Below are 18,712 nucleotides of genomic sequence, written 5' to 3'. Positions count from 1 at the left end.
CTCAGAAGCGGTAGGTGAGCGAAGCTCCGATACCGTGAGCGCTGTTCTCGTACTTGGCCTGGTAAGTGCCTTTGGTGGCGCTGGCCAGGTTCACCTTCGTGTCCTCTTCCCACAGGTAGGAGTAGGCCACGTCGATGGTCACGTCGTCGGTCGGGCTGTAGCCGGCACCCAGGCTGAAGATCTTGCGATCGCCAGTAGGGATGCGCGGAGAGCGGTCGTGGTTGTTGGTCGGCGACTGGTCGACGGTGAAACCGGTACGCAGGGTCCACTCCTTGTTCACCTTGTACGAGGCACCGATGGCGTGAGCCCAGGTGTCGTGCCAGTTCTGCTCTTCGCTGATGGTGCCGAACTGGCCGGCCAGCGGGGCAGGGACGTCGTTGGTGACGGTGATGTCTTTCAGGCGGCTCCAACGGGTCCAGGTGCTGCCTGCGTACAGGGTCCACTGGTCGTCGAGTTCGTGGGTGACCGAGAAGTCTACCGACTCGGGCGTCTTGATCTTCAGGTCGGCGTCGAACTTGCTGCCGCTGAACGGGCCGATCAACGCGTTGTTGATCTTGGTCTTGCCTTCGAGCTTGTAGTCGACCATCGAGTGGTAGGTCAGGCCGAGGCGGGTACGGTCGGTGGCCTGGACCAGGATACCGATGTTGTAGCCCACGGCGGTGTCATCGCCCTTGATCTTCACTTCGCCATCGTTGCGGCCAGGGGAGCGCGGGTTGATGGTGCTCGAACCCAGCTCGCCCTTGATGCGGTTGATGGTCGGGCCGAAACCGATCGACACCTTGTCGTTGAAGGCGTAGCTGACGGTCGGCTGGAAGGTGACCACTTCGACGTGGCTTTTCTTGCCCCAGTAGCGCGCCGCGTGGTTGCTGCCGTAGTCGGTGACCAGGCCGAAGGGCACGTAGACGCCGAAGCCCAGGCTCCAGTGATCATCGATTGGCTTGACGTAGTAGCCCATGGGCACGCCCACGAACGGCACCATGTCACCGTCCATTTTCCCGCCCAGGTTGCTGCCGCGGCCGGAAATGTCGGTCTTGGCGATGACGGCTGCGCCGCCTACGGTGATCTGTTCGCGCTTGAGGCGCGACATGCCGGCAGGGTTTCCGTAAATGGTGCTGGCATCGTCGGCAGAGGAAGAACGACCCGCAAAACCTGTCCCCATGCCACTGACGCTTTGTTCGTTGAGGGCGAAGCCGCTGGCGAACAGTTGGCTGGAAGCGAGCGCGATCGCGACGCCGAGAGAGGTTTTGAGCATGACTGTTTTCATTATTAGAACTCCTTGGGATCTCCGGGGCGAAAAGCTACCAACAAATCACGCACTACGCCATAGCCTGTATCGGCGGAGATAGAGCGGTTTTGTAGGACAATCCGACCAAAATTCCCTTTTTTCCGGTTTGTGCGTAGGACAGTTCTTAAGATGCCTGGGACATTATCGGATTTACCCAGCAGTGCCAGGCTTGGGTGAAATCACGCAGGCGTCCCTGGGGGTGGAATGTCTGTCGCCAGATTCGCGCCAGGCCCAGAAGATCGTCGGCGGCGGGTAGAGGGGTGGCCTGTTCTTCGATGAGCATCCAGGCAATGGCGGTGGCATAGCGCAGGTTGACCGTCAGCTCCAGGTGCGGGCCGCCAAGGAAGGCATGCTGGCTGGCAAGCCCGCGTACCAGGCTTGCCAGCTCGGGGTCGCGGGCCAGGTACTCGTCCCAGAGGGTCTGATGGCGCGTCTCGCCGATCCTGTACAGGCCGTGACCGCGACGGTCGTGCAGGGCCGCTCCAAGGCTGGACTGGCTGGCGGCGACCCCCAACAGCAAGGCTTCGGCGCTCGCGCTGTGGCGATCCAGGTAGATCAGCGTGGGGCGGATCACATATTGGCTCAACTCGTTCGCAGCGATACCCATGATGCCCTCGAACTGTCAGGGGCCGACGGGCGCTGGAGCTTGGCAGCTAATGGATGATCAGGCCCGCCGGAAGCGGCTCGCACCGCTCGAGTTGAAGTGTAGTGTGATAATCATGGTGTAAAGGGCTGTTTTTAAATCGATTGCTGCCGCAGCGCCTGCGCTATATGCCTTGTGGCAATTAAGCAAAGAGCGTTTCGGGCAGCGATCAGGGTCGCTCATTCATGGGGTGAATCCTCACCCATTCATTCATGCGACCAGCGACTGGCGGGTGCGATCGATTACCGCCTGCAGCGGCTCTGCACGGGTGTAGTGCTCTGGATACAGGCGCTCGGTGTGACAGGCCACGCCGTGTTCGTCGACCAGGGTGAAGCTGAAGCTGCCCTTGCGAGGGGCAACGATGAGGCACTTCAGTGGGGCGAAGGCCTGAGAAAGCGTGCCGAAGGCGCGCTGGATCTGATGGTGATTAGTCATTTTTTTAGATTTCCTGCTCAAGACACGGGTTTCGATCCGTGCACAATAGAAACGTTCCGGTGACGCCTTTATTAAGGGAGGCGAAAAACCTGACCGGAACAGAGCAGCCAGAGGTAGCGCAAGCACAAGTAAGGCGCCGGGCTGACTGGTAGGTACTTCGGAAGGCGGGCAGCATCCCGCGGACCAGGTTCTAGGCCGCTGGGTGAAGATCCCGATCAATCTGTCATTAGGTGATTCGTGCTGGAGCGGCTGTTGCCGTCGAGGGAATCATCGAGTGGGCCGGTCCTGGTTTCAGCGGTGCTACCCGGGGAGGGTGGCAATTCGCAAGGACGTTGTGGCCAGAATTGACTTTCAGCTTGGTACTAACGACGGCCACACTACTGGAAGAATTGCCGAATGGCAAGCCCTTTTTGATTTTTCTTCAGCGAAGCCGATCATTATCTCTGTTCGCGGGGCTTCTGTGAAGAGGGCGCGATGCCGTGAAATAGCGCGGTTTTTTCTTCGTGGTGCAAGCCCGGGCACTTCGTTGGTGCACTTGTGCACACTTGGAGTATGACTTGTAACCGTTCTGCAACAGGCTCCCCGGACTCCGCCAATGACTTGACTGAGCCCTTAAGTCAATGAAAAAAAACACTTATTTTGGCTGGTGAAAAAATCGTCAGTTTGACTGTAAGCCCCATTCCACAGGGGTTTGCGGGCGCCAAGGGGGGGTTGTCCACCGAGTTATCCACAGGTTCTGTGGATTGTCCCTAGGGCTTGCTCTAGGACGGGCGTGCCAGCTGTTTTCAGAAGCGTCCGACACTGCGCCGAGGAAAATACCCACGACCTTTCTCTGGGGTGAAAACGTCAAGAAAAGAACCATAAAATATTTTTTCCCAACGCCCCAAGGTTGCACCGGGCCTTTGTCGAAAAAAAGGAGTAGAGTGGCGCGCCTTTCGAATCACCATCGCTGTTGTCATGAATTTTCGTGGTAAATCCCCCGCTGGATCCCCCGCCGTTGCGCCATTGGTTTCCCCCAAGCGCTTTTCCCTGAAAGTGGCCCTGTGGCTGCTCGACAACCCGCGCCTGGGCGACAAGCCCAGCGTCAAGCACCTTGCGGGGCGTATGCTCAAACAACCCGCCCGGCAAGGCGTGGTGGTGGCGCAGAGTCGCCTGGGGCAGATGCTCTGCCGTGACTGCGGCACTGCGCGGGATCGGCGTATCGGCCACGAGCTGCTGCGCCAGGCCGCCCGCGCAGGCGATAGCCGGGCTCAGCTCGAATATGGCCGGTTGTGCCAGGCGCAGGACCCCGAGCAAGCGCGGTACTGGCTGGAGCTGGCGGCAGGGCAGGGTTCGCAGGAGGCGCGGCGGCTGCTTGGGCTGCTGCCTTCGCTGCGATAGCACCGGCAAAAAACCTGTAAGCTGCGCACAATCTAAGCGTTGACCGGAGCAAGCATGGCAGTGGACCTGGCCAGTATTCTATTGGGCATCGTGGCTGCCGCGGTGCCATGTCTGGGGTGGGTGTTGCAGCTCCAGCGTCGGCTCGCTGCCCGCCAGGCCGAAACCGGCCTGATGCAGGAACGCCTGAGTGCCGCGCAGTTGGCCCAGGCCGGCCTGCAGGCGCAGCTCGAGGCCAGTCGCGACGAGATCAGCGACCTCAGCGAAGCCAACAGCCACAAACAGGCGACGCTCGCCGCGCAGAACCGCGAACTGGAACTGTTGCAGATCGATCGCGACAACGCCCGCGATGCTGCCCATGCCTGGAACCTGGAGCGCGCCACCCGCGAAGCCGAACTGCGTCGCCTGGAGGCCCAGGCCGCACGCCTGGACGCCGAACTGCGCGAGCAGCAGGAAAGCCACGCCCAGCGCCTGGACGACTTGCAGGAAGCCCGCGATACCCTGCGTGCCCAGTTCGCCGAGATGGCCACCAAGATTTTCGACGAGCGCGAGCAGCGCTTCGCCCAGACCAGCCAACAGCACCTGGGGCAATTGCTCGATCCGCTCAAGGAGCGCATCCAGGCCTTCGAAAAGCGCGTGGAAGAAAGCTATCAGCAGGAGGCCCGCGAGCGCTTCTCGCTGGGCAAGGAGCTTGAGCGCCTGCAGCAACTCAACCTGCGTCTGTCTGATGAGGCCACCAATCTCACTCAGGCGCTCAAGGGCCAGAAGACCCAGGGCAATTGGGGCGAGTTGATTCTGGAGCGGGTACTGGAGCATGCGGGCCTTGAGAAAGGCCGCGAATACCAGACCCAGGTCAGCCTGAAGAGCGCCGATGGCGAGCGTTTCCAGCCCGATGTGCTGATCATGCTGCCGGGAGACAAGCAGGTGGTGGTCGATGCCAAGGTCAGCCTCACCGCCTACCAGCAGTTCGTCTCCGGCAACGACGAGGCGGCGCTCAAACAGCACGTGCAGTCGTTGCGCAGCCACGTCAAAGGCCTCTCCAGCAAGGATTACAGTCGGCTGGATGGCTTGCACAGCCTGGATTTCGTATTGCTGTTCGTGCCCATCGAAGCGGCCTTCTCGGCAGCGCTGCAAGCCGAGCCGGGCCTGTTCCAGGAAGCCTTCGACCGACAGATCGTCATTGTCAGCCCCACCACCTTGCTCGCGACCCTGCGGGTCATCGACAGCTTGTGGAAGCAGGAGCGTCAGGGCCAGAACGCCCGCGAGATCGCCGAGCGTGCGGGTTGGCTGTACGACAAGTTCGTGCTGTTCATCCAGGACTTGGACGAGCTCGGCGCGCGCCTGCAGCAGGTCGACAAGGCCTACGCCGCAGCGCGCAACAAACTGTGCGAAGGGCGTGGCAACCTGATCAGCCGCAGCGAGCAGCTCAAGCTGCTGGGCGCGCGCGCCAGCAAGAGCTTGCCGGCCGACCTGCTGGAGCGGGCGCTGTCGGATGAGGCGCTGGCCGATGCAACGCTTACTGAACCAGGCTCAGATGCCGATTGAGCAAGGCGCGCAGGGCGGCGGGCTTGACCGGCTTGGCCAGGTAGTCCAGCCCGGCGGCATGCACCTGGGCGATGGTTTCGTTGCGCCCGTCGGCACTGATCACCACGCCAGGGACGGGTTCGCCCAGGCGCGTGCGTAGCCAGACCATCAGGCCGATGCCGGTTTCGCCATCGTCCAGGTGGTAGTCCACCAGCGCCAGGTGCGGGCGCATGCCCTTCAATAGCAGCGCCTCGCACTCGGCCTGATTGCGTGCGGTCCAGACCTGGCAGCCCCAGCGCCCGAGCAGGCTGTTCATGCCGATCAGGATGCTGTCTTCGTTGTCCACGCACAGCACCTGCAGCCCGGCGAGCGGCTGCCCGCCCGGTTCCACTGGCGCTGCGGGCGCTGCCACCGAATGTCTGGCGATCGGCACGCTGACCCGGAACACGCTGCCCTTGCCTGGCCATGAGCGCACTTCCAGGCGATGCCCGAGCACCCGGCACAGACCATCGGCGATTGCCAGGCCCAGGCCCAGGCCTTTTTCGGCGCGGGTCTGATGGCTGTCCAGGCGTTTGAACTCCTGGAAGATCACCTGCAGTTTGTCGTCGGCGATGCCCGGACCGCGGTCCCAGACCTCCAGCCAAAGGTGCTCGCCTTCGCGCCGAGCGCCCAGCAGGATCGGGCTCTTGCCGTAGCGCAGGGCATTGGTGAGGAAGTTCTGCAGCACCCGGCGCAACAGTTTCATGTCGCTGGCGACTTGCAGTCGGCTGCCGCGCAAGCGGAATTCCAGGCCTTTCTCGGCCGCCAGTACCTTGAACTCTGCGCCCAGGGTGTCGAACAGTTCGTTGAGCGCGAAGGGCTTGATGTCGGGGGTGACCTTGCCGTTCTCCAGGCGCGAGATGTCCAGCAGGTCGCTGATCAGCTCCTCGGCCGAGCGCAGCGAGCTGTCCATGTGCTGCACCAGTTGCTGGGCCTCCTCACTCAGGCCCTCGGCTTGTTGCGACAGGGCGGCGGAGAACAGCCGCGCGGCATTCAGCGGTTGCATCAGGTCGTGGCTGACGGCGGCGAGGAAGCGGGTCTTGGACTGGCTGACCGCCTCGGCATGGCTCTTGGCTTCCGACAACGCCTGGTTCAGTTGCGACAGCTCGTGGGTGCGTTCGGCCACGCGTTGCTCCAGCCCCTCGTTGGCGTCCTTGAGCGCCTGCTCGGCTTCGCGGAACGGGGTGATGTCGGTAAAGCTCATGACGAAGCCCCCGCCGGGCATGGGGTTGCCGATCAGTTCGATCACCCGCCCGTTGGGGAACAGCCGTTCGGAGGTGTGCGCCCGGCCCTGGCGCATCCAGTGCAGGCGCCTGGCCACGTGCACCTGCGCCTCGCCCGGGCCGCACAGGCCGCGCTCGGCGTTGTAGCGGATGATGTCGGCGATCGGTCGGCCGACACTGATCAGCCCGTCGGGGTAGTTGAACAGCTCCAGGTAACGACGATTCCACGCCACCAGGTGCAGGTTCTGGTCGACCACACTGATGCCCTGGTTGATGTTCTCGATGGCGCCCTGCAGCAGGGCGCGGTTGAACTGCAGCACCTCGCTGGCTTCGTCGGCGATGCGCACGACGTCTTCGAGCTGCATGTCGCGGCCTTCGATGGCCGCCTTGACCACCGCACGGGTGGAGGAGGTGCCGAGCACGCCGGCAAGCAGGCGCTCGGTGTGTTCGATCCAGTCGCCGTCGGCGTTCTGGTTGGGGTTGAAGCCCTTGCCCTGGCGGTAGGCGAAGCGGATGAAGCTCTGCCGTGCGCGCTCCTCGCCAACGAAGCGCGCGGCGAGGTTGAGCAGATCGTCGATCTGCACCGCCAGCAGGGTGCGACTGCTGGGGCGGGCGCTGGTTTGCTGGCCGATGAAACGCCCGGCCTGCCAGTGCTCGGAAACCCGGGTGCGCGAGAGGATCGAGACCCAGGCAAAGAGCATGAAGTTGCCCGCCAGCGACAGCACCACCCCTTGCGTCAGCGGGGTGATCGGCAGGTCCAGCGGGTTGCCGTGCAGCCAGGCAAGGCCGGGGAACAACTGCAGCGACCAACCCAGGCTATGGGCGGCGATCGGCAGCACCAAGGTGTAGAACCACAGGAAGATGCCTGCGGCGAGGCCAGCGAACACGCCACGGCGGTTGGCCTGCTTCCAGTACAGGGCGCCGAGCATCGCCGGGGTCAGCTGGGTGACCGCGGCGAAGGCGATCTGGCCGATGGTCGCAAGGCTCGCGGTGGAGCCGAGCAGGCGATAGCTGACGTAGGCCAGCAGCAGGATGACCACGATGGTCACCCGGCGCACCGAGAGCATCCAGTGGCGGAAGGCCTCGAACGGGCGTTCGGCGTTGGTGCGTCGCAGCAGCCAGGGCAGCAGCATGTCGTTGGAGACCATGGTCGACAGCGCCACTGCCTCGACGATCACCATGCCGGTAGCGGCCGAAGCGCCGCCGATGAAGGCGAGCAGGGCCAGGCTCGGGTGGGCCTCGGCCAGCGGCAGGCTGATGACGAAGGAGTCGGAAATCACCGTGCCCGGCAGCAGCATCTGCCCAGCCAGGGCGATCGGCACCACGAACAGTGCGGCCAGCACCAGGTACAGCGGGAACACCCAGCGCGCCAGACGCATGTCCTGGGGCTCGATGTTTTCCACCACGGTGACGTGGAACTGCCGTGGCAAGCAAATGATCGCCATCATCGCCACGGCAGTCTGCACCACCATCGATGGCCAGTTGATGGTCTCCTGCCAGTAGTTTTCCAGATGGATCGACTGGCGTGCCTGGCTGAACAGGTCGTCGAAACCGTCGTACAGGTTGAAGACCACGAAGGCGCCGACGGCAAGAAACGCCAGCAGTTTGATCAGTGACTCGAAGGCGATGGCCAGCACCATGCCGCGATGGTGTTCGGTGACATCCAGGCTGCGCGTGCCGAAGACGATGGCGAACAGCGCCAGCACCAGCGACACCACCAGTGCGGTGTCCTGCACCCGGGTGCCGGTGGCGTCGGGGGTGGCGCCGATCAGCAGGTTGACGCCAAGCACGATGCCCTTGAGCTGCAGGGCGATGTAAGGCAGCACGCCGACCAGGCAGATCAGGGCCACCACCACCGCGAGCGTCTGCGACTTGCCGTAGCGGGCGGCAATGAAGTCGGCGATCGAGGTGATGTTCTGCTGCTTGCTGATCAGCACCATCTTCTGCAGCACCCAGGGTGCGAAGATCAGCAGCAGCACCGGGCCCAGGTAGATGGGCAGGAACGCCCAGAGCTGCTCGGCCGCCTGGCCGACCGCACCGAAGAACGTCCAGCTGGTGCAGTACACCGCCAGCGACAGGCTGTACACCCAGGCGCGCAGGCGCGGCGGCAACGGCGTGCTGCGACGGTCGCCGTAGAAGGCGATGGCGAACATGATGGCCATATAGGCCAGGGCGACCACGGCGATCAGCCCGCTGGACAACGACATGCAAACTCCGGAGCAAAAAGGAAAACGCGGTCCCGATCAATCAGTCTGGCACGCGGGCGCGGGTTCGTCAGCGCAGACGATGGTCGCAGTGGCAGGTGGTCGCAGGGGCCCCTGTGGGAGCGGGCTTGCCCGCGAAACGGCCAGCGCCGCTCTAAGCCTTTGCCCCTCGCGTCCCCAGCCAATAGAACAACGCCGCCAGCACCACCGACAGCACCAGCAGGTAGAACACCGCCACCGGCACCACATACCCCAGGGCAAACCCGACCAGAACCGGCCCCAGCGCCGCGCCGAGGTTGGAGAGGTTCTGTGCGCCATAGTAGACGCCGCGCAGATGCTCCGGCGCGATCAGGTCGATGAACATGTACTCGGCGGGAATCACGATGATCTCGCCGAGGGTGAACACCAGCATGGCCAGGCACCAGGCCAGCACCGAGCCGGCCAACGAGAAACCCACGAGCCCGGCGATGAACAGCGCCATGCCAGCCATCAACCAAGGCATCAGGTGCTGGCGGCTGATGCGTCGGCCGATCAGGTATTGCAGGGCGATCACCGTCACCGCGTTGGTCGTCACCAGCACCCCGACCAGCCGCGCCGCTTCGGCAGGGCTGGCGGTCACCACCAGGAATTGCGACAGGTAGGCCGTGAACTGGCCGAACACCACCGCGCTGAGCACCCCGCCCAGGGTGAAGCACACCAGGCGCCGGTCCCGCGCCAGCCCCATGGCGACCTGAACGAAGCCGGCACCGGGCCGTTGCGGCTCGCTGGGGCGCAGTTGGCGATCGCCCAGACGCTGGTAGACCAAGCACATGAGCAGGCCGATCAGCGCCGAGACCAGGAACGGCAGATGGCCATCGAGCTCGATCAGCGCCACTCCCAGCAACGGGCCGACGGCATAGCCGATGTTGCTGAGGGTGTACTTGATGGCGAACACCTCGGCGCGCTCCTCCACCGGCAGCAGGGCGCAGAATCCGGCCTTGCTGGCGATGTCGACCACCGCCAGGGCGAGGTTGATCAGCACCAGGCACAGGAAGAACAGCGCCACCGAGGGGCTGAACATGGCGACGGCGAACGACAGCGTGAACACCAGGGTTGCGACGATGATCACCGTATGGTTGCGCAGCGTGTCGACCAGATGACCGCCATACAGGCTCAGCAACGAGGCGACGATCAGTGCCCCGCCGATCAGCAGGCCGATATGGCTGACCGACAACTGGAAGCTGTCCGACAGATAGACGACCAGATAGGGCAGGGTGATCGCGCGCGCCAGGGTCAGCACGAAGGTGGTGAGCAGCAGCAGGCGGACAGCGGAGGGATAGCGTTTCAGTGCGGCGAGCATTGCCACGTCCTTGTTGTTGGAATTGTCGCAGGCAGCAAGCATAAGCCACCGGCTCTGGCTTGCGCTATATCTGCATAATAGATAACAGATAGAGAAAATAACCGTTATATGGATATTCTTTGCGGGCATAAGATGATTCCACCTTACACGAGGAATCTTGCCATGACCTGCCCACAGACTCGCGCTGCATCCTTGCGGCCCTTCCACCAGTTGGCCCGCCCGCTGGAAGTGATCCGTCAGTTCACCCCGAACTGGTTTGCCGCGACCATGGGCACCGGTGTCCTCGCGCTGGCCTTGCGGCAGTTGCAGATACCGGCGCTGCATGGCGTGGCAGAAGGGCTCTGGTGGCTGACCATTGGCCTGTTCATCCTGTTCTGCGTGCTGTACGGCGCGCGCTGGTTGCTGTTCTTCGACGAGGCGCGGCGGATCTTCGCCCACTCCACGGTCTCGATGTTCTTCGGCACCATCCCCATGGGTCTGGCGACCATCCTCAATGGCGCGCTGGTGTTTGGCCTCGAGCGCTGGGGCGACGGCGTGCTGCCTTGGGTCGAGGCGCTCTGGTGGCTGGACGTGGCGCTGGCACTGCTGTGTGGCGTGGCAATCCCTTATCTGATGTTCACCCGCCAGGAGCACAGCATCGACCAGATGACTGCAGTGTGGTTGCTGCCGGTGGTAGCGGCCGAGGTGGCGGCGGCCAGTGGTGGCCTGCTGGCGCCGCACCTGGCGGATGTCCATGCGCAGTTCCTGGTGGTGGTGACCAGCTACGTGCTGTGGGCGGTGTCGCTGCCGGTGGCGTTCAGCATCCTGACCATCCTCATGCTGCGCATGGCGCTGCACAAGCTGCCGCCGGCCAACATGGCCGCATCCAGCTGGCTGGCGCTGGGCCCGATCGCCACCGGGGCGCTGGGCATGCTGCTGCTGGGCGGCGATGCGCCCGCAGTGTTCGCGGCCAATGGCCTGGGCAACCTGGGTGAAGTGGCACGCGGGTTGGGACTGGTGGCCGGGATGGTGTTGTGGGGCGCTGGCCTGTGGTGGCTGCTGACCGCAGTACTGATCACTCTGCGCTACATGCGCCAGGGCATGCCGTTCAACCTGGGGTGGTGGGGTTTCACCTTCCCGCTGGGGGTCTACAGCCTCGCCACCCTGAAGCTGTCGGCCTGGCTGGGCCTGGGTTTCTTCACCGTGTTCGGGCAAGTGCTGGTAGCGATGCTGGCGGTGCTCTGGCTGGTGGTGGCGAGCCGCACGCTCAAGGGCGCCTGGCGTGGCGAGCTGTTCGTCTCGCCCTGTATCGCCAATCGTTGAGTGCGTGGATCTTTTAGCGGGTGATCGTTCAAGCCGATAGGCGGAGGATTGACAGCGTTCAGGGCAGCAGGAATACTCTCGGAAAAATTCATATATATGTTTATATAACAAGACCAGAGACAGGCCTCCATGAACACTTTGCCCGGTGATGCGCGTCTGCCCCGCTATCAACAACTGCGCGACCATATGGTCGAGCAGATCGCCAATAACCGCTGGCGCCCTGGTGAGGCCATTCCCACCGAAGCGGCCCTTGCCAGTGAGTTCGACATGTCGGTCGGCACCGTGCGCAAGGCCGTCGATGTGCTGGTGACCGAGGGCGTGCTGGAGCGCCAGCAAGGCCGCGGCACCTTCATTCGTCGGCCGCAGTTCCATTCCTCGCTGTTCCGCTTCTTCCGTTTCGAGTCGGCCAACGGCGAGCGTGCCGTTCCCGAGAGTCGCATCCTGTCCATCGAGCCAGTCCCGGCGCCCTCGGCGGTTGCCAGTGCCCTGGGCTTGGCGCCGGAAGCCGAAGTCATTCACATCGTGCGCCTGCGTCTACTCGGTGCCAAGCCGGTACTGGCCGAGGAAATCTGGCTGCCGCGCCAGACGTTCCAGCCACTGCTTGAGGTCGAGCTGGACCGCAAGGGCCCGCTGCTCTACCCGATCTACGAAGAGCTGTGCGGCCAGGTGGTGGCCTATGCCGAGGAGACCCTCACGGCCGAGTCGGTCGATGCCGTTCACGCGCGCCTGCTGCAGATGCCGGAGGGCAGTCCGGTGGTGGTGATCGAGCGTCTGGCCCGTGACTACGCCGGCAAACCGTTGGAATGGCGCCGTTCGCGCGGCCATGCCGAGCACTTCCGCTACCGCATCGATATTCGCTGACCGGGCGCTTCACGCCCCGTTGTGACGTCCGGCGCCGTGCCAGCACGGTGCCGTGGTTCTGCCTGCCCGGCCGGCGTGCGTCCGGCCGCTCTCTGACCTCGCACACACGACATAGAAGGATAAGAAATCATGTTCAGTTGGTACCGCGAAATCACCTCGCGCGAACGCAAGACGTTCTGGGCCTGCTTTGGTGGCTGGTCGCTCGATGCCCTTGAAGTTCAGATGTTCGGCCTGGCCATCCCGGCGCTGATCGCCGCGTTTTCCCTGACCAAGGGCGATGCTGGGCTGATCAGTGGTCTGACGCTGGTCACCTCGGCGATCGGTGGCTGGCTTGGCGGTACGTTGTCCGACCGTTACGGCCGGGTGCGCACCCTGCAGTGGATGATCCTCTGGTTCTCCTTCTTCACCTTCCTGTCGGCCTTCGTCACCGGCTTCTACCCGCTGCTGTTCGTCAAGGCCATGCAAGGCTTCGGCATTGGTGGCGAGTGGGCCGCAGGCGCGGTGCTGATGGCCGAGACCATCAACCCGAAATACCGCGGCAAGGTCATGGGCACCGTACAGAGCGCCTGGGCCGTGGGCTGGGGCCTGGCGGTGGGGCTGTTTGCGCTGATCTATTCGCTGGTGCCGCAGGAGTTCGCCTGGCGGGTGATGTTCTTCGTCGGCCTGCTGCCGTCGCTGCTGATCATCTGGGTGCGGCGCAACGTACCCGAGCCGGACAGCTTCCAGCGCCTGCAGAAGGAAAAGGCCATTCCCGTCAGCTTCACCAAGTCCATGGCCGGCATCTTCCGTCCTGAACTGCTGCGCGTGACCCTGCTGGGCGGGCTGCTGGGTTTGGGTGCCCATGGTGGTTACCACGCGGTGATGACCTGGCTGCCGACCTTCCTCAAGACCGAGCGCAACCTCTCGGTGCTCAACTCCGGCGGCTACCTGGCGGTGATCATCTTCGCCTTCTGGTGTGGTTGCGTGGTCAGTGGCCTGCTCATCGATCGTATTGGTCGGCGCAAGAACATCCTGCTGTTCGCCCTGTGCTGCGTGCTGACGGTGCAGGCCTACGTGTTCTTCCCGCTGAGCAATACGCAGATGCTGTTCCTCGGCTTCCCGCTGGGCTTCTTCGCCGCCGGTATCCCCGCGAGTCTGGGGGCGTTCTTCAACGAACTGTACCCGGCCGACGTGCGCGGTGCCGGGGTGGGCTTCTGCTACAACTTCGGCCGGGTGCTGTCGGCCGTGTTCCCGTTCCTGGTCGGTCACATGAGCGAATCCATGTCGCTGGGGGCAGCCATCGGCATCGATGCCGGCATCGCCTACGGCGTGGCAGTGATCGCCGCACTGTGCCTGCCGGAAACCCGCGGTCGCAACCTCGAGGCCCCTGCCTCGCCGCAGGTTGCGGGTGCGGTCGCCAAGTAACTTTCAATAGTCCCGAATGAGCATCATGCCCCAAACCCCTGTTTCCCCATTCACTGCGATCGACAGCCACGCCCACGTGTTCAGCCGTGGGCTGAACCTGGCAGCAGAGCGCCGTTACGCACCCACCTACGATGCGCCGCTGGGCGACTACCTGGCCCAGCTGGCCGGGCACGGTTTCAGTCATGGCGTATTGGTGCAGCCGAGCTTTCTCGGCACCGACAACAGCTACCTGCTGGCGGCGTTGCAAACTGCGCCCAGGCAATTGCGTGGGGTGGTGATGCTCGATCCTGGCATTGCGCGCGACACCCTTGAGCAGATGGCGCGCCTCGGGGTACGCGGCGTGCGCCTGAACCTGATGGGGCAGGCCTTGCCTGATCTGCGCGACGCCGGTTGGCGGTCACTGCTGGAGCTCATCGGCGATCTGGGCTGGCATGTCGAACTGCATCGGCAGGTGGCCGATATACCGGCACTGGTGCGTGCCTTGCAGCCATATGGTGTGGATATCGTGATCGATCACTTCGGCAGGCCGGATGCACGCCTGGGGTTGGGGCAGCCGGGGTTTGCCGAGCTTCTGACCCTGGGCGGGCAGGGCAAGGTGTGGGTGAAGGTGTCGGGGATCTATCGACTGGGTGGCTCGCCCGAGCAGAACCTGGACTTCGCCCGCCAGGCGCTGTGCGCCCTGGAGGCGCACTATGGTGCGGACCGGTTGATGTGGGGCAGCGACTGGCCGCATACCCAGCATGAGTCGGTGATGAGCTTTACGGCGGTGGTCGAGCAGTTCGATGCACTGGGCTGCTCGGCTGCGCTGCGTCGGTCGCTGTTGGTGGACACGGCGCGGGGGCTGTTCGGGTTCGCGTAGGGGCAACTGTCTTTTTCAAAATCTAAAGGCCAGCCCAATCCTTGTAGGAGCGGGCTTGCCCGCGAACACGGGCGTAGCCCGTGCCAGGCACCGCGGTGTGCTTTTCGCGGGCAAGCCCGCTCCTACAAGAGGTTCTCGGTCTGTCAGAGGCGGAACCGGCTGATCATCTGCTGCAATTGCCCACCCAGTCGCGCCAGTTCGACGCTGGACACCGAGGTCTGCTCACTGGCCTCGGCGGTCTGTTCGGAAATATCCCTCACCGTCACCACGCTGCGGCTGATCTCCTCGGCCACAGCGCTCTGCTGTTCGGAGGCTGCAGCAATCTGCTGGTTCATCAACTGGATGCCCGATACCCGCTGAGTGATGCCCTCCAGCGCAACGCCGGCCTCACGTACCAGTGCCACGCTGCTTTCGGTCAGGCTCTGGCTTTCTTCCATCAGGTCGCTGACCGAGCGCGTGCCTTGCTCCAGGCTGCTGATCGCCGATTCGATTTCTTCGGTCGAGGCCTGGGTACGCTGGGCCAGGCTGCGTACCTCGTCGGCGACCACAGCAAAACCACGACCGGCCTCGCCAGCGCGGGCGGCCTCGATGGCGGCGTTGAGCGCCAGCAGGTTGGTCTGTTCGGCCACCGCCTTGATCACGTCCATCACCTTGCCGATACGCTGGCTTTCGTTGCGCAGGGCGTCCATCGCCTCATTGGTGGCGTCGACCTGGCTGGCCAGGCGGCCGATCTGGGTCACGGCGCGGGTGACCACACTGTCACCTTCGCGGGCTTCGAGGTCGGTGGCACTGGCGGCCACCGAGGCTTCGCCAGCATTGCGCGCCACTTCTTGCACGGTGGCGGCCATTTCCTGCATCGCGGTGGCGACCTGGTCGGTCTCCTGGCGCTGGCTGCTGGCCCCGGCGCTGGTTTGCGCGGTGATCGCCGAGAGCTCTTCGGTGGCACTGGCAATCTGCGAGATGCCGTCGCGCACGCCGCCGATCAGCTGGCGTAGCTTGGTAGTCATGCCATGCAGGCTGTTCTGCAACTGGCCGAGTTCATCACGGCGACTGCTGCTGGGTTGTTCGCCCAAGTTGCCGTCGGCCACCTCCTCCAGGGCGTGCAGGACCCGTTGCAGCGGCTGGCTGATCTGCCGGGCGATCAGTATCGCCAGCAGGGCGCCGAGCAGCAGGGCGAGGGCGGTGGTGGCGAACTGCAGCGTCTTGGCGAACTGGCTGTCATTGACCACGGCCACCGCTTGGCTGTCGAGCAATTGGCCGATCAGGGTGGTGAGGGTCGCGACGTCATTGCCCATGTTGGCGCGGTAGTCCATCAGTTTGCGGGTTTCGCCGCGGAAGGCCTCGACGGCGGCGGCGTAGGCGCGCACCTGTTCGTTCAGTTGGCGGAATTCGTCGGCGAACTGGCCATTGAATGCCGCGGTCAGGGCTGGCAGGTCGTTCACCGTGGTGGCGATCTGTGCATTCATCACCTGCTCGGTGTCTGCGTTGGTGTTGCCGGTGTAGCCACGTACCTGGTAGCGCAGCAGGATCAGGTTCTCGCGGATCTGGTTGATCGCTTCGCTGCGCACGTAGCGCTGTTCGGCATCGGGCAACGCGCGGACCTGCTTGCGGATGCTGTCGATCGTGGCGAACGACTGGGTTGCAAGCGCGCCCATCTCTTTTTGCGCCGCGCGCATGGTGCGGTACGACTGCAGGCTCAGTTCCTGGTTGCGGGCGTAGGCCTGCAGGGTCTGCTCGGCCTTGTCGAGGGTCTGCAGGTTGGTCGCGTTGCGCATGATGCCGTGGAGTTTCGTCAAACGGGCCTGGAAGGCCGCCAGTGTCTGTTGCAACGCCTTGTCCTGTGCTTCGTCGCCACTGGACATGGCGTGTTGCAGGCGCGCCTCGCGCAGATCGCCCAGGGCATCGTTGAGTGCGGAGACGTCGCTGACCACTTCGCTGCGCCGTACCAGGCTGCCCAGGGCGTCCCAGCCGATCAGCGACTGGGCCAGGGTCAGCACGAGGACCAGGCCAAAACCGAGGCCAAGTTTGTGTGCGATCTTCAGATCGCCGAACCAGGTGAACATCTGCTGCTGTGCTCCTTTTCTTGTGCGTTGGAGGAGAGCCGAAGGCTGATCCTGTTACCGGATTTAGTCATCTATATGAATTATCGGCAGCCTTGCAACAATCTGAAAAGGGTTTGCAGAAAAATAATGGCATATAGCCATTAATTGGTTCGTTGTGCGTGATGCGGTTCGCAGGCCAGTTGCCAGGGATGGGCAATCGCGTGCAGATTTGTGGCTTCTCGCGATGAGCAGACCTCCAATTGACAACGCCCTCTCAGGAACAAGGACGATGAGTCATTCCTCGCAATTCACCTTGCTCGGCAAGCGGCGCTTTCTGCCGTTCTTCATCACCCAGTCGCTGGGTGCCTTCAACGACAACCTGTTCAAGCAGTCGCTGATCCTGGCGATCCTCTACAAGCTCAGCCTGGAGGGCGACCGTTCGATCTGGGTCAACCTTTGCGCGCTGCTATTCATCCTGCCGTTCTTCCTGTTCTCGGCGCTGGCCGGGCAGTTTGGCGAGAAGTTCGCCAAGGATGCGCTGATCCGCGCGATCAAGCTGGCTGAAGTGGTGATCATGGTGATTGGCGCGGTCGGCTTTCTCAGTGATCACCTGGAACTGATGCTGCTGACATTGTTTGCCATGGGCACTCATTCGGCGCTGTTCGGGCCGGTGAAGTACTCGATCCTGCCCCAGGCCTTGCGCGAAGACGAACTGGTTGGCGGCAACGGGCTGGTGGAAATGGGCACCTTCCTGGCGATCCTGGCCGGCACCATCGGTGCCGGGGTGATGATGTCCTCGGGCAACTACGCCACGGTGGTGGCCGGAGGCATCGTCGGCACTGCGGTGCTCGGCTACCTGGCCAGCCGCTGGATCCCGCGGGCGGCGGCGGTGGCGCCGCAGATGAAGCTGGATTGGAATATCTTCAAGCAGTCCTGGGCCACCTTGCGCCTGGGCTTGGGGCAGACCCCGGCGGTGTCGCGCTCGATCGTCGGCAACTCGTGGTTCTGGTTCGTCGGGGCGATCTACCTGACGCAGATCCCGGCTTACGCCAAGGACTGGCTGCATGGCGACGAGACCGTGGTCACGCTGGTGCTGACGCTGTTCTCGGTGGGCATTGCCGTGGGGTCGCTGCTGTGCGAACGCCTGAGCGGGCGCAAGGTGGAGATCGGCCTGGTGCCGTTCGGCTCCTTCGGCCTGACCCTGTTCGGCCTGCTCTGGTGGTGGCATTCGGGTGATGTGCCAGCCGCTGCTGCGCCACACGATTGGCTGAGCCTGTTGGGCATGAGCCAGGCTTGGTGGATCATGGTCTCGATCGTCGGGCTTGGTGTGTTTGGTGGTTTCTACATCGTGCCGCTGTACGCCCTGATCCAGGCGCGTACGCCTGAAGACCAGCGCGCCCGGGTGATCGCCGCGAACAACATCCTCAATGCCCTGTTCATGGTGGTCTCGGCGATCGTCACCATCGTCCTCTTGAGCCTGGCCGACCTGAGCATCCCGCAGCTGTTCCTGGTGGTGTCGCTGCTCAACATTGCGGTCAACGCCTACATCTTCCGCATTGTTCCTGAATTCACCATGCGCTTCCTGATCTGGCTGCTCAGCCATTCGATGTACCGCGTCGAGCACCGCGACCTCGATCGTATCCCTGACGAGGGGGCGGCGCTGTTGGTGTGCAACCATGTGTCTTTCGTCGATGCGCTGCTGATCGGCGGTGCGATCCGTCGACCGATCCGTTTCGTCATGTACTACAAGATCTACAACCTGCCGGTGCTCAACTTCGTGTTCCGCACTGCCGGGGCCATCCCGATTGCCGGGCGCAGTGAGGACGAGGCGACGTACGAGCGGGCCTTTGCGCGCATTGCCGAGTATCTGCGGGCGGGTGAGGTGGTGTGCATCTTCCCGGAAGGCAAGCTGACCGCCGATGGTGAGATCGATGTGTTCAAGGGCGGGGTCAACAAAATTCTCCAGGAAACCCCGGTGCCGGTGATTCCGCTGGCTTTGCAGGGGCTGTGGGGGAGCTTCTTCAGTCGCGATCCGGCCAAGGGCTTTCTGCGCCGGTTATGGTCGCGGGTGACCCTGGTGGCCGGTGCCGCCATCCCGGTGGAGGCGGCCCAGCCTGAAGCGCTGCGCGAGAAGGTCAGTGCCCTGCGCGGCGACTTGCGTTGAGGGAAAGGGCG

At 63.5% G+C, this 18,712-nt stretch carries 12 protein-coding genes and 2 pseudogenes; 7 read left to right on the top strand and 7 right to left on the bottom strand.

The window, feature by feature from the left end:
* Position 1: 1 nt before the first annotated feature.
* The 3 genes from AC2CGW_RS02545 to AC2CGW_RS02535 all read right to left on the bottom strand — a co-directional run bounded on the left by AC2CGW_RS02545 (position 2) and on the right by AC2CGW_RS02535 (position 2,363).
* On the bottom strand, positions 2-1,264 hold the full coding sequence (locus AC2CGW_RS02545) for an OmpP1/FadL family transporter (RefSeq protein WP_063545839.1): 1,263 nt from the start codon (positions 1,262-1,264) through the stop codon (positions 2-4).
* A 145-nt stretch (positions 1,265-1,409) separates the two neighbouring features.
* Complete coding sequence (locus AC2CGW_RS02540) at positions 1,410-1,892, bottom strand: hypothetical protein (RefSeq protein WP_484573472.1); 483 nt, start codon at positions 1,890-1,892, stop codon at positions 1,410-1,412.
* 246 nt (positions 1,893-2,138) lie between these two features.
* A complete protein-coding gene (locus AC2CGW_RS02535) occupies positions 2,139-2,363 on the bottom strand; it encodes a hypothetical protein (RefSeq protein WP_186667127.1) in 225 nt (74 codons plus the stop codon).
* A gap of 957 nt (positions 2,364-3,320) precedes the next feature.
* On the opposite strand from AC2CGW_RS02535, the gene AC2CGW_RS02530 reads away from it, so the two are divergent.
* Together AC2CGW_RS02530 and AC2CGW_RS02525 are read left to right on the top strand one after the other, a co-directional pair.
* Positions 3,321-3,743, top strand: a complete 423-nt coding sequence (locus AC2CGW_RS02530) for a tetratricopeptide repeat protein (RefSeq protein WP_186667126.1) — start codon at positions 3,321-3,323, stop codon at positions 3,741-3,743.
* A 168-nt stretch (positions 3,744-3,911) separates the two neighbouring features.
* Positions 3,912-5,285, top strand: coding sequence for a DNA recombination protein RmuC (locus AC2CGW_RS02525; RefSeq protein WP_186667339.1), 1,374 nt, complete (start codon positions 3,912-3,914; stop codon positions 5,283-5,285).
* Here the strand turns inward: AC2CGW_RS02525 and AC2CGW_RS02520 are convergent.
* On the bottom strand, positions 5,257-8,733 hold the full coding sequence (locus tag AC2CGW_RS02520; RefSeq protein WP_484573471.1) for a hybrid sensor histidine kinase/response regulator: 3,477 nt from the start codon (positions 8,731-8,733) through the stop codon (positions 5,257-5,259). The genes AC2CGW_RS02525 and AC2CGW_RS02520 overlap by 29 nt on opposite strands.
* Positions 8,734-8,884: 151 nt before the next feature.
* A complete protein-coding gene (locus tag AC2CGW_RS02515) occupies positions 8,885-10,069 on the bottom strand; it encodes an MFS transporter (protein WP_186718996.1) in 1,185 nt (394 codons plus the stop codon).
* Between the two features lie 162 nt (positions 10,070-10,231).
* Between AC2CGW_RS02515 and AC2CGW_RS02510 the strand changes: the two genes are divergently transcribed.
* The 4 genes from AC2CGW_RS02510 (at position 10,232) to AC2CGW_RS02495 (ending at position 14,495) form a co-directional block, all read left to right on the top strand.
* Complete coding sequence (locus tag AC2CGW_RS02510; RefSeq protein ID WP_484573470.1) at positions 10,232-11,371, top strand: TDT family transporter; 1,140 nt, start codon at positions 10,232-10,234, stop codon at positions 11,369-11,371.
* Positions 11,372-11,500: 129 nt separating this feature from the next.
* Positions 11,501-12,232: a GntR family transcriptional regulator gene (locus AC2CGW_RS02505; protein ID WP_186711373.1), complete on the top strand. Its 732-nt coding sequence runs from the start codon at positions 11,501-11,503 to the stop codon at positions 12,230-12,232.
* A gap of 129 nt (positions 12,233-12,361) precedes the next feature.
* The gene (locus AC2CGW_RS02500; RefSeq protein ID WP_288377398.1) at positions 12,362-13,636 is read left to right on the top strand and encodes an MFS transporter; all 1,275 of its coding nucleotides are present in this window, start codon (positions 12,362-12,364) and stop codon (positions 13,634-13,636) included.
* Between the two features lie 16 nt (positions 13,637-13,652).
* Entirely contained in the window at positions 13,653-14,495 is an 843-nt protein-coding gene (locus tag AC2CGW_RS02495) for an amidohydrolase family protein (protein WP_484573469.1), read from the top strand.
* Between the two features lie 143 nt (positions 14,496-14,638).
* On the opposite strand, the pseudogene AC2CGW_RS02490 reads toward AC2CGW_RS02495, so the two are convergent.
* Positions 14,639-15,163, bottom strand: a pseudogene (locus AC2CGW_RS02490) (methyl-accepting chemotaxis protein); the annotation flags it as partial.
* Positions 15,164-15,493: 330 nt separating this feature from the next.
* Positions 15,494-16,558 (bottom strand): annotated as a pseudogene (locus AC2CGW_RS02485) (methyl-accepting chemotaxis protein); the annotation flags it as partial.
* Positions 16,559-16,826: 268 nt separating this feature from the next.
* On the opposite strand from AC2CGW_RS02485, the gene AC2CGW_RS02480 reads away from it, so the two are divergent.
* Positions 16,827-18,701, top strand: coding sequence for an MFS transporter (locus tag AC2CGW_RS02480; protein WP_186667110.1), 1,875 nt, complete (start codon positions 16,827-16,829; stop codon positions 18,699-18,701).
* The last annotated feature ends 11 nt before the right edge of the window (positions 18,702-18,712 follow it).

The sequence above is a fragment of the Pseudomonas sp. SYWMCR5 genome (assembly GCF_057197165.1).
This window is presented reverse-complemented; position numbering and strand designations above follow the sequence as displayed.

Excerpts from the sequence above, each read along its gene's own strand:
- AC2CGW_RS02515 (WP_186718996.1), bottom strand. The coding sequence starts at position 10,069 with ATGCTCGCCGCACTGAAACGCTATCCCTCCGCTGTCCGCCTGCTGCTG.
- AC2CGW_RS02520 (WP_484573471.1), bottom strand. The coding sequence starts at position 8,733 with ATGTCGTTGTCCAGCGGGCTGATCGCCGTGGTCGCCCTGGCCTATATG.
- AC2CGW_RS02545 (WP_063545839.1), bottom strand. The coding sequence starts at position 1,264 with ATGAAAACAGTCATGCTCAAAACCTCTCTCGGCGTCGCGATCGCGCTC.
- AC2CGW_RS02480 (WP_186667110.1), top strand. The coding sequence starts at position 16,827 with ATGAGTCATTCCTCGCAATTCACCTTGCTCGGCAAGCGGCGCTTTCTG.
- AC2CGW_RS02540 (WP_484573472.1), bottom strand. The coding sequence starts at position 1,892 with ATGGGTATCGCTGCGAACGAGTTGAGCCAATATGTGATCCGCCCCACG.
- AC2CGW_RS02495 (WP_484573469.1), top strand. The coding sequence starts at position 13,653 with ATGAGCATCATGCCCCAAACCCCTGTTTCCCCATTCACTGCGATCGAC.
- AC2CGW_RS02500 (WP_288377398.1), top strand. The coding sequence starts at position 12,362 with ATGTTCAGTTGGTACCGCGAAATCACCTCGCGCGAACGCAAGACGTTC.
- AC2CGW_RS02510 (WP_484573470.1), top strand. The coding sequence starts at position 10,232 with ATGACCTGCCCACAGACTCGCGCTGCATCCTTGCGGCCCTTCCACCAG.
- AC2CGW_RS02530 (WP_186667126.1), top strand. The coding sequence starts at position 3,321 with ATGAATTTTCGTGGTAAATCCCCCGCTGGATCCCCCGCCGTTGCGCCA.
- AC2CGW_RS02505 (WP_186711373.1), top strand. The coding sequence starts at position 11,501 with ATGAACACTTTGCCCGGTGATGCGCGTCTGCCCCGCTATCAACAACTG.
- AC2CGW_RS02535 (WP_186667127.1), bottom strand. The coding sequence starts at position 2,363 with ATGACTAATCACCATCAGATCCAGCGCGCCTTCGGCACGCTTTCTCAG.